Consider the following 16,501-nt stretch of genomic DNA (forward strand, 5'->3'; position numbering starts at 1 on the left):
AAAAATATGAGTCAATTGATTAAAAAATGGTGCAGGGTGCAAAGCAGAATGATGTGTCCCAATAAAAAGGGGATGGAAATGGTACAAGTAGCAATTCTCGTAGCGATTGCAGTCGGCTTGGGGCTTATTTTTAAAGAACGAATCGGTGAATTTGTAACGAATACATTCGATGGACTGATGAACAGTGGATTTTAATGCAGGGAAAAACAAAAAGGGAAGTACCTTTGTAGAAGCTGCGCTTGTTTGGCCATTTTTAATTCTAGCTGTCCTGGCTGTTCTTACGATGCTCATGAGTTTATTTTCAGAAGGGGTTATTTTATCCTGTGCACATATGAGCCTAAGAGAGATTGCGGGACAATGGTCGAAAACGGTATCTTTTGATATAGATGGAACACCGTTTGAGAGCAAGCTTGCTTCAAAAAATATATCCGAACGATTACAGCTGGAAGAAAAAAGTCGAATGAGTAAAAGCGGAATTCCGATACCGAGAGAAGCGGTAGAGGGAAGCTTTACATTTCATTGCTTGTACCCGAACCTGTTATTGCGGATAGAAAAGAGCTATGGGGGATATGGTTTATTGGAGCAGAAAATTCAAAGAGAAATGAATTGTTCCTATCAAAGTATTGACGAAGCGCAATTAGTTCGTAACTTAGATTACATAATAGAGATCGCAGAAGAGGTAAAAAGGAATGAGAATAAATAAGAAAGGAGGAGCATCTGTTTTTTTAATGATGGCTTTTGTAAGCATATTACTTGTAATTGTACTGTTAACAGAAGCCATATCATCTTCCGCAGCGCGTAGTTATGCGATGGCAGTCATAGAATTGGCTGGCAGGTCGACATTATCCAATTATAATCAGAGTTTAAAAGAAGACTATGGGCTATTTGGTATATCGATGGAGGATGAGAAAATTAAAGAGGAACTTTTATATTATTGCGAACAGACAATACATCCAACCCAAGAGTCAGAAAGTGTAATGAAACTCATTAATTTGCAGCTGAAAAATTTTGAAGTGGAATCGGATGAATATGCGTTAACCAATTGTGATGTTTTTGAAAATCAGATTGTGGACTATATGAAATATCGAGTGTTAGGTGATATTTTAATAGATTGGAGTGAAAAACAAGCGGATGATATTATTACACAAGGTCAAAAGCAGATTTCTGATATGGCACAGGGCGCAGAAGAATTAGAAAAAGCAGGACAACTTATGGAAAAGATAAAGCCGGTTCTCCTCTTGTATGAAGATGCTTTGGATAAAACAAAGAAATTAGAGAAAGTTTATCAAAGTTGGATGGAGTTGAAAGATTCTGATTCCGAAAATGCAGCAGAGGAGGCTGATAAATTAAAGCAGCGTCTATTCAGAGAGTGGTCAAGTATACAAAAGACATTTTATTCAATAAAAAAGCAGGTTGATGAGATCAAACAGTATTATGGGAAGGGGGAATCATTTGGAGAAAACGGAGAAAATATGATGAAGCAGGTCTATGCGATCGAAGAAAAAATCTTTTATTTTTTATCAGTCGCGGTCGATGATTTAGAAGATGTTTTTATGCTTCTTAAAGAAAAAGAGGGAAAATCAAAACGTTCTTCGTTTTGGAAACAAATAAAGAAACATTCTGCATTTGAAAGTGATGACAAAGAGCAAGGTAACAGAATACTTCAAAATAAAAGCGTCATTGCTTACCTGCCATCACAACAAATGGAACAAAGTATTTGGGAATTTAATGGATTTCAATCGGATAACAAAGAGAATTTTTTAACGGAAGCGAAAAATAAATTTTTAATAAATCAATATATTTTCGATGTCTTTAAGACGCAATTAACAGAACAAGGAAGAGATACTTTTTTTGAAAATGAGGTGGAATATCTTCTATTCGGTAACTTTAAAGATGCGACTAACCGTAAAAAAGCTGAGTCACGTATCTTTACAGTACGTGCATCTTCAAATTTAATTTATCTATACAGCAATCCTAAAAAACAAAAAGAGTTAGCAGCGGCTGCGGCAAGTTTGACCCCAGGACCGGAAGCCGTGATTACACAATTTGTGCTGGCCGCTTTATGGAGCAGTGCAGAGGCCAAAAATGATTTGAAAATTTTGCTTGACTCGGGTAGCGTTCCGTTTTTTAAAGACGATGATTCATGGATGCTCAGCTTGGATTCCATTTTATCCGGTAAATATGGAAGTACAAAAAAGAAAGAGGTTTCAAATGGGTTAAATTATAGTCAGTATCTGAGTTTGTTTCTTTTTTGTTCATCGAAACAGGTTATATTAGTTCGAATGATGGATTTGATTCAGATTAATTTACAGGGACGCTGCAACAAAGGATTTCTTCTCTGCAGTTGCAAAGGTGGTTTCCTTTTACATGGGGAAGTTTGGAAGAAGCGTGTTTTAGGCAAACAGGGGAAACTGAAAATGGTTCGTAAAGGTAAGGTGGTTGTTCGTCATGCCTATTAAAATACAGAATAAAAAGGGGCATGTTATTGTAGAGGCAGCTATTTTTCTGCCGATTTTTATCATAGCACTAATCACGATTGGATACGTGCTGCGCGGAATTGGGATGACTGAAACGGTTATGCACTGTCTTTCTAATCAAGGGCGCAAACTGTCTATAGAAGGATATATAAAAGATAAAAGCTACGATACTTTCTTACAAGAAGGTGAATCTTCTCAGTCAGAAAATTTGAAAAAGGCAGCAGCTGAGTGGGTCTCTCAAGAAACATTTTATTGGCGTGTGCAACATCAATTAGAGGAAGAAGTGGGAAGTAAGATTCATGATTTAGATTTAGTGGAGTATCAAGAAGATTACACGCAGGGTGATAGAGATGCATTGACAAAAGTTTCATTTGAATATCATTTGCCGATTCCTGTACTGCCTGTTTTTGCTTCAGAGTTGAACTTACAGGAGACCTTAGTTTTACGCTCTTTTATAGGGAAGAATTCTTATGGGAAGACAAGAAGTTTTTCCAGTATGGAAGAAAAGGAGAGTTTGCAGACCGTATATGTGTTTCCGAGAGCAGGGGAGCGTTACCATAATAAAAATTGCAGAGTTCTACGTGACGGAGCTAAAAAAGTAATTCTGAATTCGAAGATAAAGAAAAAATATGGACCTTGTAAACTGTGTCATCCTGAATTGCTATCTACTGGAAGTTTCGTCTATATTTTTGAGGGCAGCGGAGAAGCCTATCATAAAAAAAGCTGTGCTTCTATAGAACGTTTTTTTGTGAGCATGGAAAAGGAGGAAGCAGAGGACAAGGGATATACTCCTTGCCACATTTGCGGAGGTAAATAAAATTGATTGAAAACGTAAAGATACTAAATGAAACGATAAATGGAAAACAGGCAATAAAGAGAGAACTACCGAAAGAGCAGATTCCTTGGTATCAAAAACAAATACTGAGTTTGTCCTCCACAGGTTTCTTTCTTCCGATGCGATTTGTATTTTCAGAAATAATGTGTGAGATTTATTATGAATGCTCTCAGAGAACATCTTTGAAAGAGTATTTGCAACAAAAAAAAGAGGTTGGAATACATTCCTTTGTTGAAGAAGGGATTCACCTGCTTGAACACTTGATTGAACAGATCCAACAGGGAGAAGACCATTTATTGTTTCTAGAAGACTATACACTGTCTTTTGATTTACTTTTTGTTTATGAAAGCGAAAAGAGAGTGGAATTGTTGTTTTTGCCCAAAGAAGATAAAGTTGATTTCTTAGAAGAATGGGAAGATCTCTTAAATGCAATTGATGCAGAAGTGAATGACAAACAATGGAGCGTCTACAGTCAAAAACTGATTCAACTTTCAAAGGATCAAAATTGGGGAACAGAAGCAATTCTTTCTTATATTAGAGAGCTGAAAGGAGAAATTTTTTATTCAAGCTAGATACTGTGAACATAAAAAGCCGGGCTTTAAGCCCGGCTAGTTTTTGCTGTAAACAATAATACTATCTGTCGTTTCTGAATTGTCTACGTTCGTTTTTCTTTGCGTCTCTGCATTCTTTACATCTTTTTGGTTCGTTGTCAAAACCCTTTTCTTTGTAAAATTCCTGTTCACCCGCAGTAAAAATAAATTCTTTGCCACAGTCTTGACATACGATTGTTTTGTCTTCCATTGATTTCCCTCCAGAATAATAAAAAAAGAATATACCTACAATATTTAAATAAACTCATGGGGGCGATTTTCCAAAAAGATGATCGAACCATTGGCATTTAAATATCTTATTGGTAGTATAACCTATTTAATATAAGCTGTCTATAAATTTTTTGAAAAATCTTTAAATTACAATTTGTAATATAAAATTTTTTATTATTCCTATTTTTTTGCATGTAATTCTTTGACTGAAAGACATACAAGCTATATAATATATAAGATTATATACTCATGATTCTTAAAATAAGGAAGGAGGATTGTAATTTTATGGAAAACAACGCAATCATTCAAATAAATAATTTAACAAAGATATATAAAAATGGAACTTCCGAAATAAAAGCATTGGATGGAATTGACCTGACGATTCACCGTGGCGATATTTTTGGAATTATAGGAATGAGCGGAGCAGGAAAGAGTACTTTGGTCCGCTGTATGAATTTATTAGAACGGCCTACTTCTGGTGAGGTACTCTTTAATGAGATGAATTTGGCGGCTTTAAATGATCGAAAGCTTCGTATGGTGAGACAGAAAATAGGGATGATATTTCAGCAATTTAATTTACTGATGCAGAGAACCGTAGAGAAAAATATTTTATTTCCTATGGAAATCGCAGGAATGGATCGGGAAACTGCGAAAAAACGTGTAGATGAGCTGTTAGAGATCGTTGATTTAACGGATAAAAAAAATACTTACCCTGCCCAGCTTTCAGGGGGACAAAAACAAAGAGTTGCGATTGCAAGGGCACTGGCAACAAATCCAGAAGTCCTGTTGTGTGATGAGGCTACGAGTGCATTGGACCCGAAAACGACACGAGCTATTTTATCTTTACTCAGAGATATCAATCATAGATTAGGTATTACGATTATAATAATTACGCATGAAATGAGTGTGATAGAAGAAATATGCAGTCATGTTGCAATTATTGACGAAAGTAAGATTGCAGAGACTGGAACCGTGCAGGATATCTTTTCACATCCCAAAACGGTATCTGCGCAAAGACTTGTTCATCCAACAAATCAATGTGTTGACTTTGGATCGGAAAAAGGAGGAAAGCATCTGCGAATCGTATTTAATGGAAATTCTTCGTTTGAACCGGTAATTGGAACAATGGTGATGAGCTGTAAATGCCCTGTTAATATTATGTTTGCAGATACGAAAAACATTGATGGCAAAGCGTTCGGACAGATGGTCATTCAATTGCCGGATGATGAAGCTGCCGCAGATAAAATGATCCAATTTTTATCTACACAGAATGTTTCGGTAGAGGAGGTACAGGACTTTGTTTAGCGATTTTTTCATAAATATGAACGAAACAACAATCCATATGATACAAATAGGCATTTTGGAAACACTATATATGACACTGGGTTCCACCCTCATTGCATATATAATCGGACTACCTGTTGGTGTTGTTCTGGTTATTACTGACAAAGATGGATTTTATCCAATCAGATGGTTAAATACAGTATTAAATGCAATTGTGAACATTCTGCGCTCAATACCGTTTCTTATATTACTCTTCGCATTGATCCCATTTACGAGAGCGGTTGTGGGTACGTCAATCGGACCAACGGCAACGCTGGTGCCCCTGGTTGTGTCAGCAGCACCTTTTATTGCAAGAGTGGTAGAGCAGTCTATTAAGGAAGTGGATGCAGGTGTGATTGAAGCTGCCCAAAGCATGGGAGCTTCTCCGATGACCATTATCTGCAAAGTGCTTCTTATGGAAGCAAGACCTTCTTTGTTAGTGGGTTCTGCAATCGCTGTAACTACCATTTTAGGCTATTCTGCAATGGCTGGTGTAGCTGGAGGGGGAGGCCTAGGTGATATTGCGACGAGGTTTGGATTTATTCGCTACCAAAAGGATATCATGCTGGTAACCGTAGCACTTCTGGTAATTATTGTCCAGGTGTTGCAGGGAATCGGAATGTATATGGCCCAAAAAGTCGATAGGAGAACCATTGGATGACCATGGTCTCTTCATATATATTAAAATAGAAATGGAGGAATTTAGATGAAAAAAATAGTAGGAATTACTCTTGCGGTACTGTTGCTGGTTGTTGGGTTGCTTGCAGGCTGCGGAGAAAAAAAAGAAGCTTCCGATGAAAAATTAACTGTGATTAAGGTAGGGGCTTCTACAACGCCTCATGCAGAAATCTTAGGCGCAATAAAAGATGATTTGAAGGCAGAGGGCTATGATTTGCAAGTGAAGGAATTTACTGATTACGTATTACCAAACTTGTCCTTAAATGACGGATCATTGGATGCAAACTACTTTCAGCATCAGCCTTACTTAGATGATTTCAATAAAGAAAGAGATATGGACCTTGTAGCTGCTGCAAAAATTCATTATGAGCCATTGGGGATATACTCCGGAAGGAAAGATTCTTTAGATAAATTAGAAGAAGGCGACTCCATTGCGATACCAAATGATGCAACGAATGAAGCAAGAGCACTTCTCCTTTTGCAGGATTTAGGATTATTAAAACTAAAAAAAGATGCAGGCATGCTTGCAACACCATATGATATTGTTGAAAATCCGAAAAATTTGAAAATTGAAGAGTTGGATGCAGCGCAGGTTGCGAAGGCGCTTCCGGATGTTGCTTTTGGCGTGATTAACGGAAACAATGCATTACTTGCAGGATTAAATGCCTCAAAAGATGCGATTGCAATGGAGGCAAAAGATTCTTTAGCGGCGGATACGTTTGCAAATGTTCTGGCGGTTCGAAGCGGAAGTGAAAATTCTCCGGAAATTCAGGCTTTGGTAAAAGCTTTACAGTCTGATACCGCAAGAAAGTTTATTGAAGATACCTATGAGGGAGCAGTCGTTCCTGTATTTTAATATTGAACGACATGAAACACGAAGCTTGGGAGGTTTAGTATGAGAAATTTTCTTATGAATTGGAATTATAGAAAACATGCAACAGCAGTCAGTGGCTTTTATCTGGGATTGGCAGTTTTAGGGAATGCTTTTTTTGGAAAAAAGGTTCCTTCTGACGAAAAATCAATGAGCCCGATTACTGTTTGTAAGCAGATGACGAATAAACAGCATATCTTTAATGGGATTTTGACATTTTTTTATTCTATTGACATGACGCTTTCGTTTTTTCTACTGAGCTATTGGAAAAAGCAGTATAAATAGAGGTGATTGCTTCTTTGCACATCATAAGAAGTAAGCTGAATTTTATGAATGCAGAGAATAGAAATACAGCAAGTAGGATGACTTCAATTCGTTCTAAGTATTCTGCTGTTTGAGTAAGGCCAGGAGGGTAATATACCGGATAGGTCAATTGTTCAAATACTTCCGGTCCAAGAGCTAAAACCGTCACGAGATAGGTGATTGCCAATAAAGCTACACTTATAAAAAGTCCTTTTGTTGTATCCTTATATACAAAAGGGCTTTTTTTATGCAAAGAAAGCAAGGTTATAAGGACGAAACCCTCTGTAAAATAAATAACAAAAAATAAGAGTGTTGAGGTCCAAAAATTATTGGAAGTAGGATGAAGCAGACCATCAAACATTAGAAAGTCATAAGTATAAGGCAGTTCAATCTTTGAGATGCTGGAGAAATTGGCTAAGAGTAGGAAAAATAAAATAAAGGGGCCGAGTAATCTAGAGAATAACTCCAAAACATGAATCTCTTTTTTAGCCATCCATAGGCAGAGAAGAATAAAAGCAGATGGAAAGAGCCATGTAGGTGAATCATTGAGTACACAGGTATGAAAGAAATCAGAAAAGCAATAAAATGTACTAATGCCTGCAACTACAGAGATAAGAGTGGAAATTATCAGTGTCCAATTACCGATTTTACAGATATTTAAATATTGGTAAAAAGTATATAGAAGTATACTTGCGGCGATGGCTGCAAGTAAGAAAGAAAACCACACCATTCTATGCAACGGAATCAACCGTCCGATAAAGAAAAAAGTACTCAGATAATAAAGAAAAGCGAGGTATCCCATATATCGTGTTTGTTTTTTTTCACGTAATCCATTCATCTAATGTGTTTCTCCTATCTGTAATTTTACCTGTGTTTGAAGTTCAAAAGGAAGCGTCGTAAATTGTTGCGTATCCCAGTCCTTTCGCAGCAATTCCCACAAGTCGGAATTTTCTTCTTTAATGCATTTTCCAAAGCCTAAGGCATCCGATTTTATTTCCTGCTGCAATTTTAAAATTACTTTTTGACACCCATCAAAAATTGTTTTATCCAGAATTGATTCCAACTCTTTTGAAGTATATTTTTCAGAGGATGAAAGCTGTGAAACGGAAGCTTTTGTTTTGATTTTAATTTGAATTGTCGTTTTCCCATTCTCTGTTTTTGCACTTAATTTTGTTTTATTGCCTTCGATTCGAAACGTAATTTTTCCATCTGGTGTGGAAAGGTTTCCACGATCGACACGGTTTTGTAAAAAGAGAAAATAAATCGTCTCTTCTTGCCCTAAGGTTCCAACTAATTTATCATCGGAAAAGATTGCAGTACCGTTAACGATAGCCATATCTTCCCTTGCACTTACAATAGGTACCGACAATTGCACACCGTCACTTTTCAAAATATCAACCGCCTGATATACTTTTGTTGAAGCTGCAGTAGCAACGCCTTCAGTGGTTAGGAGCATCTTATCCAAATCTAAAAATTTGATATTGGTAGAAGAAGTTTTTAAATCCAATACTTGCGAAGCGTTTGGCAAATCTGAAATGAGAAGATTGATGGAAAGCCGCATCTTATAATTTCTGAGAACGTAATCCAGAAAAGGGGCAATCCCTTGTTCTTTCGCGATGGAATTGCTGATAACGAATGTTTTTGCGTGACTCCAGTATGTTTCACGACTATCCACTTCATTGCAATTTTCAATGGCTTCTGCCATAGATTTTCCATTGGCATAAATGGTTTCCACAACATTATCTTCTGAGGCAGTGCTAATACTTTTATTAATGATTTCTCCGGTAACACGGTAGCGCTTACTCACTGTATCGTAATCAATTGCAGCACCGGATAAAATTGACATATCATTGATTTCTTTCATGCTTTTGCAGCCGGTCAGTGTCATGCAAGAGAATAAAAGAAAAACTGAAAGCAGCACAGCTGCTAAATTACGTCTTTTCATATTTGACTCCTTTGCCGTTTTCGATTATAAGGTGAAATATACGAAGGGCGTAATTTCATCTTATACCAAGGGGAACGGATAAAGGTATCCTGGCATTTTTGAGGAAAGCTGGTCGAAAGCGACGACATGTATGGAAAACCAAAGCTTTCAATGGAACATAAGTGAATCATAACACCGATCATACCTAAAATATATCCAGGGAACCCCAATATAGAAGCTAGGATCAGCCATAAAATTCGAAATAGGATAGCAGGGCTTTTTAAGTGTGGAATCATAATTCCGGTAACTCCGGTAAATGCAATAATGATTACAACCGGTATGCTTACTAATTTTGCATCTACTGCTGCCTGACCGAGAACCAATCCTCCTAAGATAGACAGTGTCTGCCCAAAATTATCAGGAACTTTTGAACCGCCTTCTAAGATCAATTCAAATGAGAAAATAAGCAGAATCATTTCAAACAGTGTTGGAAATGGAAGCTCTAGCCTGGATTCTGAAAGATTCAGCAAAAATCGGGTTGGGAGAAGATCTGGATGAAACGTCACCAATGCTAAATAAATGGCGGGAAGACTCAGGGTGGTAAAAAAACCGAGCATGCGAAGCCAGCGGCCGAAGGTTCCGACATAAAAATTAGTATAATAATCGTCATTTGACTGAAAATATTCAATGAAGAAAAATGGAGCTGTGAGGACGACAGGCGTTCCGTCTACAACAAGAGCAACACGTCCTTCTAGAAGCTTAGCTGCGACAATGTCCGGGCGTTCGGTTGAACCGGTTGTTTTAAAAGGAGAGCGTGGCGCATCCTTAATTAATTCTTCAACGTAGTTCGTATCTAAAATACCGTCGATGGAAATAGATTTTAGCCTTTTTCTTATATTTTTTAAAACATTTTCATTTGCAATACCGTCAATGTAGCAAAGAGCCACCTTTGTCTGCGTTTGTTTCCCTATGCTCATAAATTCAAACTTTAAATCAGGGCTGCAAATTTTTCTTCGTATCATAGATAGATTGACAATGATTGTTTCGGTGAAGCCTTCTCGTGGACCGGATAATACTTTTTCTGCGGTCGGCTCAGCGATGGAACGCACCGGCCAGCCTTTTGTAGAGAGGGACAAGCCGTAGCTGCATCCATCGATTAACAAAATGGTATTCCCTGAGAGTAACTCAGAAATGAGTTTAGTCATCTGATTACTTTTGATAACCTCATTGCTAAAAAGAACCTTTTCTTCAAAGGTTTTCAGTAAGTTATCTTTATCGTGCAGATGTTGATTTAACATTATCGGTTCTATGATGTGTTCGTTTATTAAAATATTATCGATCATGCCGTCTACAAATAAAATACAGCATCTTATTTTTGGATTTTTTTGATTTTGAAATTTACGAAATTTAATTGTCGTATCTTCACCAAATATTTTATGAAATTTTGTAATGTTGTCATCTAGAGACAGGCTGACATTTTCATCAAAAGCCGCGCTGGATTGTCCAGCAGCAGCTGTACGGGATTTTTCTTTTGTATTATAATTTTTTTTGAATAAAAAGTTCATATAATAATCTTCCTTTTTTTATATATAATAATCCTCTTTGTTGGTTTAGTATGGTACTTTTCACTGTTTATTATTCTTAGATTATGGTAAAATATAGGCATACTTCTCAAGCTCGTCTCATAAAAATTATTAATATGAATTTGAAAAGAGGGGGATTGCTTTGAGAAGACGCGGTCGTTATGGAAAGAGTATTAATGGATTGTTGTTTTTACTTGTTATTATTTTTTTATCAGTGTTTTCTGGGTACATGGGAACAAAGTATGTAATTGCGCCGATTCTTTACTCAGAACAGGAAGAACAGCAGGCAACGGATCAGGAAAAGGATAAGGAAAAGCTTGATACACAGGGAGCGGATTCGCCAGAAAATGGGGCGGATAAAGGTGACGGGGTAAATGCAGATAGTAATGAGAATAAAAAGAGGGAAGATGTGGTATCTGGGAAGCAGGAGGTAAAGGACCTGCCGAAAGACTCGAAATCATCTGAGGAACCCGAAAAGAGCGTTTCTGCGCAGGGAAACACAAGCGGGCTATTTTGCTTACAGTTTGGAAGCTTTTCAAACAAGAATGCAGCAGAAACCTGTGTACAGGAATTGACGCAAAAGAATATTTCAACTTTTGTGATGGAGAAGGATGGAAGCTTTAAGGTATTGAGCATTCCTTATGAAACGAAAGAAAAGGCGAAAGCGGCAGCAGAACAGCTGCAATCAATTGTAGAGGACACTTATGTTGTTTCAATGTAATCTGTTTATTGATGGAGAATATCGTTGCAAAAATAAATGAAAAATAGAGAAATCACAAGAACAAAAGATAAAAAGTAGAAAGGGTATAAGGATATGATTCCGTTATCAACCAGAATGCGCCCAAAACATTTGGATGAATTTTTTGGACAGCAGCATTTTTTATATAAGGACTCCTTGTTGTATAATGCAATAAAAAATAAAACATTTGATTCTGCCATATTTTTTGGGCCGTCCGGTACGGGGAAAACAACGTTAGCACGTATTGTGGCAAGAGAAATGGATGCTGAATTTTATGAATTAAATGCCTCATCTACGGGGATAAAGGAATTAAAAGAGATTATAGAGAAATCTAAGTTGAAATTCTTTGGACTGCAAAAACAGACAACCTATGTCTATGTGGATGAGTTTCACCGCTGGAACAAGCTGCAGCAAGATTCTTTGCTGCAGGCTTTGGAAGAAGGCGTAATCCGATTTATTGGAAGCACGACAGAGAATCCATATTTTGCAGTAAATAATGCGATCTTGAGCCGCGTGCGTTTGATTTATGAATTTAAGGCTTTGGATCAAGAAAGCCTTTTTCAAATCTTAAAACGTACGATGACGGAAAGAGAGAAAGGCTTGGGAAATCTAAATTTAAAGTGGGATGAGGAAGCTCTCTATATGTTGGCAGACCGAAGCGGGGGCGATGCCAGAGTCGCATTGGATACGCTGGGATTTATTGCGGAAAATATAAATGCATCTGCGAAAATCGACTTGAAAATTGTAGGAGAAGCAATGCAGAGGCAAACAAGCTTTTATGATAAAAGCGAGGACAAGTATAATTTACTATCCGCATTGCAAAAATCGATACGTGGCAGTGATCCAGATGCTGCAATCCATTATTTGGCAAGGCTGATGCAGGCAGATGCGGATATACTGATGATTGGAAGAAGACTCATGGTGATTGCAAGTGAAGATGTCGGACTGGCCTATCCGAGCGCAATCTCAATTGTAACATCTTGTATTCAGGCAAGTCAGATGGTTGGTTATCCGGAAGCACAAATTATATTGTCACAAGCGGTACTTCTGCTTGCATCCTGTCCGAAATCTAATTCTTCAATCCTTGCAGTCTCGCAGGCAACGGAAGATTTGAAACGGCGTAAGATCAAAGATGTTCCGAGCCATCTAAAAGACAGCCATTATAAAGGTGCGAAGGAACGTGGACTTGGACAAGGGTATCAATATCCTCATAACTTTGGAGGATATGTCAAACAGCAGTATTTACCGGATGATTTATATAAGGATCAGGTTACTTATTATCATCCAACACAAAATGGAAAGGAAAATGCCTTTAAAAAATTTTTAGAGACATTAGAAAAGAAAGAACGATGACGATTACAATTGCTGAGCATTCTGGTTTCTGCTTTGGAGTCAAAGAGGCTATGCGTAAAGCAGAAGAAACGATTGAAAAACGAGAAAATATAGGGAAGATATTCACATTCGGTCCATTGATTCATAATGACAATGTAATTGAGGAGTTGGCGCAAAAAGGAATTGCTGTCATTTACGATTTTTCGGAGACGAAACCCGGAGACACGGTTATTATTCGGTCTCACGGCGAAGGAGAAGCTTTTTACGAGGAAGCGGAAAAACGTCAGGTGAAAGTTGTAGATGCGACATGTCCTTTTGTAAAGAAAATTCATTTACTTGTAAAGGATGCAGTAGAACAAGGATACCAAGTGATTATCGTAGGTGATCCGGATCACGCTGAGGTGCGAGGGATCAAAGGATGGACAAAGGATCGTGCAATCGTGGTTTCTACGGTAGAAGAAGCAAGTATGGTAAAGGGTGAATTTCTTTTTATTGTGGCACAGACGACGATTCGTGAATCCTACTTTGAAGAGATTATTAAAGAATTAGGAAATAAAAAAGAGATTTTGGTTAAGAATACAATATGTAATGCAACGCAGGATCGACAAAAGAGTTGTATGGAATTGGCGCAAAAGTCGGATATGATGATTGTAATTGGAGGAAAAGACAGCTCTAATTCAAAGAAATTATATGAGATAGCCAAAAAAAATTGTGAAAAAACCTATTTTGTTCAAAATAAAGAAGATTTACCATTGAAAGAAGTCGCAAAATGTAATAAAATAGGTATTGCGGCAGGAGCCTCGTCTCCTGAACGTATAATTAAGGAGGTTATTGCTGCTATGAGTGATGCTATTGCTAACAAAGAACTGCGCGAAGAAGAAATGAACGGAATGGACGCTTTGATGGATGAAATCGAAAAATCTTTACGATTACCATCAAGAGGAGAGGTCGTAACAGGAGAAATCGTTCACGTAACAAATCGGTATATTGTCGTTAATTTAGGTTGTAAGAAAGACGGCATTATTCCAAAAGAAGAATTGACTTTAGATGGAGATGCGGAGCTGACGGACTTATTCCAGGAAGGTGACGAAATCCAGGCAAAAGTTATCAAAACTGATGACGGAGATGGAAATATTTTATTGTCCAAGAAAAAGCTTGAGGTAAATGAGCACTGGGATGAGATTAATGAAGCTCTTGAAAATAAATCAGTTGTAAATGCTAAGATTGTAAAGGAAGTAAAAGGCGGCGTAATTGCTGTTTATAAAGAAGTATCCGGATTTATTCCGATGTCTCAGCTTTCCGACCATTTTGTTGAAAAAGCAGATGAATTTATAGGGAAAGTATTACCGGTAAAGGTAAGTCGTGTGGACCAAAGAAGAAATAAGGCTGTTTTTTCTCATAAGGCTTATTTGGCAGAGGAGAAGGCTAAGAAAGTTGCTGAGATTTGGGAAGGTTTGAATGTAGGAGATATCGTAGAAGGTACTGTAATGCGTTTCACTGATTACGGCGCATTTGTAGATATCGGCGGATTGGATGGACTTCTACACATTTCCGAGATTTCTTGGGGCAAGTTAAAGCATCCGCAAGAAGCATTGGAAATTGGACAAAAAGTAAATGTAAAGATTTTATCTATGAACACGGAAAAAGGCAAGATTTCTCTTGGATTAAAGCAAAATCAGCCTGAGCCATGGTCTGTGATTGATGAAAAATATCAAGTTGGACAGGTAATCAAAGGCAAAGTAGTTCAGATTAAGGATTACGGTGCATTTGTAGAGTTAGAACCAGGATTAGATGGACTGGTTCATATTTCCGAAGTTGCTTACAAGCGTGTGACAAACATCGCTGATGAGATTTCTGTAGGTGAGGAAGTGGATGCAAAGATTCTTGAGATTGATAAGGAAAGAAAAAGAATCAGCTTAAGCATCAAAGAGACATTAGAACCACCTATTTTTGAAGAGAATACAGAAGAAGCAGAAGAAGAAGCGGAAAGCTTTTCTGAAGAAGAATAATTCACATTTAGATTTTTCAAATGTAAGATGAGCAGAGCCTTTTTGGCTCTGTTTTTTTATCTAATAGGAAATATTATTGTAAAATCAATTTTTTTATGTTTCAAGGAAAAGGTCTTGACCGTTGTCATCTTGGGCAATCGCTGGAAATAAGAATTTTGGTTTTGAAAGATCCCTTTTTTTAACATAGGAAAGATGAGAATTAATAGAGGATTTGGTTATGAGTAATATTATTTTAGTCGGAATGCCGGCTTGTGGAAAGAGCACGGTAGGCGTCATATTAGCAAAGACCGTAGGAAAAAACTTTATAGATACCGATTTGTTGATTCAGGAAAAAGAAGGTGCATTATTGCAGGAAATCATCAACGAAAAGGGAAATGATTATTTCAAAAATCTAGAAGAAGCAATTCTTTCAAATCTCCAAGCACAAAATGCAGTGATTTCTACCGGAGGAAGTGCGGTGTATTATGAAGAAGCGATGGAGCATTTGAGAAAGAGCGGCAAGATTATTTACCTTAAACTCCCATTATCCGTTATTGAAAGTCGATTAGATAATATCGGCACAAGAGGTATTACCATGGCAAAAGGTGACACACTAGAAAGCTTATACCAAAGACGGGCTGCTCTCTATGAAAAAGAGGCAGATGTGGTTTTGGAGTCAGAAGGGATGACGGTCGAAGAAACGGTCGAAGAAATTCTTAGGCAGTTGTAGCAGGAGAAACGGAATTGAGTTATTTTGAAATGATAGTAGTTGTTTGCCCGCTGATTTTTTTATCTAGTTTTGTAGACAGCATTGCCGGAGGCGGTGGTCTAATCAGTTTACCTGCCTATATGATTACAGGCATCCCGGTACATTCCGCTTTTGGATGCAATAAATTTTCAGCCAGCATTGGTACGTTTATTTCGACGCTGCGTTATTATAAAAATGGAAAAATAAATGTAAAAAGTGCGGCAGTTTCGGCGATTCTTTCTTTGGCAGGAGCGGCCATCGGATCAAAGATAAATTTGCTGATTTCAACAATGCTTTTAAAACAGATTTGCATTTTCCTTATACCGGCGGTTGCTGTTATCGTGCTTTTTGGGGGGAACAAGCTACACCTGCGAGAGCAGCTCTTGGAGGGACCGATGCTTTATGTCACCTGCGGCCTGATTGGTTTTTTTGTGGGCATGTATGATGGATTAATTGGTCCGGGCACCGGGACGTTTTTTATTCTTGCATATACTTCCTTGATCGGTTTTGATTACGTGACTGCCAGCGGGAATGCGAAGGTAGCGAATCTGGCATCTAATGTATCCAGTCTGATGGTTTACCTTTTTGCAGGAAAAGTCTATTTTGCCTTAGCGGTTCCTGCTACTTTATGCAGTATACTTGGAGGCTGGATCGGCAGCGGAATGGCGATTCGGAATGGTGCGCCATTTATTAAGCTTGTTTTAGTTCTTGTATTAATTGGAATTGTATTAAAACTAATTTGGGATATGTATTTATAATTTTTACGATTTGACGGAAATTGCAACCATAATGTAACTGGATTGCAATTTTTTTTAATTTTGATTATATTGTTCGTATTGGTAAGCTGGCACTTGACAGTCTTTTTGTCAGTGAAATTGC

General features: G+C 37.6%; 18 protein-coding genes. 14 read left to right on the plus strand and 4 right to left on the minus strand.

The window, feature by feature from the left end; all coding sequences use genetic code 11:
* The first annotated feature begins 6 nt into the window (after nucleotides 1-6).
* The 5 genes from U5921_RS12785 to U5921_RS12805 are packed head-to-tail and all read left to right on the plus strand — an operon-like array spanning nucleotide 7 to nucleotide 3,884.
* Nucleotides 7-195, plus strand: a complete 189-nt coding sequence (locus U5921_RS12785) for a Flp1 family type IVb pilin (protein WP_324823846.1) — start codon at nucleotides 7-9, stop codon at nucleotides 193-195.
* The gene (locus U5921_RS12790) at nucleotides 185-703 is read left to right on the plus strand and encodes a hypothetical protein (protein WP_324823847.1); all 519 of its coding nucleotides are present in this window, start codon (nucleotides 185-187) and stop codon (nucleotides 701-703) included. Before U5921_RS12785 ends, U5921_RS12790 begins: the two co-directional genes overlap by 11 nt.
* A complete protein-coding gene (locus tag U5921_RS12795; RefSeq protein WP_324823848.1) occupies nucleotides 690-2,459 on the plus strand; it encodes a DUF5702 domain-containing protein in 1,770 nt (589 codons plus the stop codon). The genes U5921_RS12790 and U5921_RS12795 overlap by 14 nt, the downstream gene beginning before the upstream one ends.
* Nucleotides 2,449-3,294 carry a hypothetical protein gene (locus tag U5921_RS12800; RefSeq protein ID WP_324823849.1) on the plus strand — a complete coding sequence of 282 codons (846 nt, stop codon included), beginning with the start codon at nucleotides 2,449-2,451 and terminating at the stop codon, nucleotides 3,292-3,294. The genes U5921_RS12795 and U5921_RS12800 overlap by 11 nt, the downstream gene beginning before the upstream one ends.
* A 2-nt stretch (nucleotides 3,295-3,296) precedes the next feature.
* Nucleotides 3,297-3,884 carry a DUF6382 domain-containing protein gene (locus tag U5921_RS12805; protein ID WP_324823850.1) on the plus strand — a complete coding sequence of 196 codons (588 nt, stop codon included), beginning with the start codon at nucleotides 3,297-3,299 and terminating at the stop codon, nucleotides 3,882-3,884.
* 61 nt (nucleotides 3,885-3,945) lie between these two features.
* Here U5921_RS12805 and U5921_RS12810 read toward each other — a convergent pair whose 3' ends face one another.
* Complete coding sequence (locus tag U5921_RS12810; RefSeq protein ID WP_324823851.1) at nucleotides 3,946-4,113, minus strand: zinc-ribbon domain-containing protein; 168 nt, start codon at nucleotides 4,111-4,113, stop codon at nucleotides 3,946-3,948.
* A gap of 305 nt (nucleotides 4,114-4,418) precedes the next feature.
* Between U5921_RS12810 and U5921_RS12815 the strand changes: the two genes are divergently transcribed.
* From U5921_RS12815 to U5921_RS12830, 4 genes are read left to right on the plus strand one after another with little or no spacing between them, the layout of a single operon-like run.
* Nucleotides 4,419-5,438, plus strand: coding sequence for a methionine ABC transporter ATP-binding protein (locus tag U5921_RS12815; RefSeq protein ID WP_324823852.1), 1,020 nt, complete (start codon nucleotides 4,419-4,421; stop codon nucleotides 5,436-5,438).
* 16 nt (nucleotides 5,439-5,454) lie between these two features.
* Nucleotides 5,455-6,117 carry a methionine ABC transporter permease gene (locus U5921_RS12820; protein WP_324825999.1) on the plus strand — a complete coding sequence of 221 codons (663 nt, stop codon included), beginning with the start codon at nucleotides 5,455-5,457 and terminating at the stop codon, nucleotides 6,115-6,117.
* A 45-nt stretch (nucleotides 6,118-6,162) separates the two neighbouring features.
* The gene (locus U5921_RS12825) at nucleotides 6,163-6,990 is read left to right on the plus strand and encodes a MetQ/NlpA family ABC transporter substrate-binding protein (RefSeq protein WP_324823853.1); all 828 of its coding nucleotides are present in this window, start codon (nucleotides 6,163-6,165) and stop codon (nucleotides 6,988-6,990) included.
* Between the two features lie 39 nt (nucleotides 6,991-7,029).
* Complete coding sequence (locus U5921_RS12830; protein WP_324823854.1) at nucleotides 7,030-7,290, plus strand: hypothetical protein; 261 nt, start codon at nucleotides 7,030-7,032, stop codon at nucleotides 7,288-7,290.
* Here the strand turns inward: U5921_RS12830 and U5921_RS12835 are convergent.
* The 3 genes from U5921_RS12835 to U5921_RS12845 are packed head-to-tail and all read right to left on the minus strand — an operon-like array spanning nucleotide 7,232 to nucleotide 10,797.
* A complete protein-coding gene (locus U5921_RS12835) occupies nucleotides 7,232-8,146 on the minus strand; it encodes a GerAB/ArcD/ProY family transporter (protein ID WP_324823855.1) in 915 nt (304 codons plus the stop codon). The two genes, U5921_RS12830 and U5921_RS12835, sit on opposite strands and share 59 nt — an antisense overlap.
* A complete protein-coding gene (locus tag U5921_RS12840; RefSeq protein ID WP_324823856.1) occupies nucleotides 8,147-9,253 on the minus strand; it encodes a Ger(x)C family spore germination protein in 1,107 nt (368 codons plus the stop codon). It abuts the gene before it with no gap.
* Complete coding sequence (locus U5921_RS12845) at nucleotides 9,250-10,797, minus strand: spore germination protein (RefSeq protein WP_324823857.1); 1,548 nt, start codon at nucleotides 10,795-10,797, stop codon at nucleotides 9,250-9,252. The genes U5921_RS12840 and U5921_RS12845 overlap by 4 nt, the downstream gene beginning before the upstream one ends.
* Nucleotides 10,798-10,957: 160 nt before the next feature.
* Here U5921_RS12845 and U5921_RS12850 point away from each other — a divergent pair, with 160 nt between their 5' ends.
* From U5921_RS12850 to U5921_RS12870, 5 genes are all read left to right on the plus strand, one after another.
* The gene (locus tag U5921_RS12850) at nucleotides 10,958-11,536 is read left to right on the plus strand and encodes an SPOR domain-containing protein (RefSeq protein ID WP_324823858.1); all 579 of its coding nucleotides are present in this window, start codon (nucleotides 10,958-10,960) and stop codon (nucleotides 11,534-11,536) included.
* Nucleotides 11,537-11,629: 93 nt separating this feature from the next.
* The gene (locus U5921_RS12855) at nucleotides 11,630-12,907 is read left to right on the plus strand and encodes a replication-associated recombination protein A (RefSeq protein ID WP_324823859.1); all 1,278 of its coding nucleotides are present in this window, start codon (nucleotides 11,630-11,632) and stop codon (nucleotides 12,905-12,907) included.
* Nucleotides 12,904-14,895 (plus strand): bifunctional 4-hydroxy-3-methylbut-2-enyl diphosphate reductase/30S ribosomal protein S1, encoded by a 1,992-nt coding sequence (locus U5921_RS12860; protein ID WP_324823860.1) that lies wholly within the window; start codon nucleotides 12,904-12,906, stop codon nucleotides 14,893-14,895. The genes U5921_RS12855 and U5921_RS12860 overlap by 4 nt, the downstream gene beginning before the upstream one ends.
* A gap of 217 nt (nucleotides 14,896-15,112) precedes the next feature.
* On the plus strand, nucleotides 15,113-15,604 hold the full coding sequence (locus tag U5921_RS12865) for a shikimate kinase (protein WP_324823861.1): 492 nt from the start codon (nucleotides 15,113-15,115) through the stop codon (nucleotides 15,602-15,604).
* 14 nt (nucleotides 15,605-15,618) lie between these two features.
* Nucleotides 15,619-16,380 (plus strand): sulfite exporter TauE/SafE family protein, encoded by a 762-nt coding sequence (locus tag U5921_RS12870; RefSeq protein WP_324823862.1) that lies wholly within the window; start codon nucleotides 15,619-15,621, stop codon nucleotides 16,378-16,380.
* Nucleotides 16,381-16,501 lie beyond the last annotated feature (121 nt).

Origin of the sequence: Sinanaerobacter sp. ZZT-01, from assembly GCF_035621135.1 — a bacterium.
Classification (GTDB): Bacteria; Bacillota; Clostridia; order Peptostreptococcales; family Anaerovoracaceae; genus IOR16.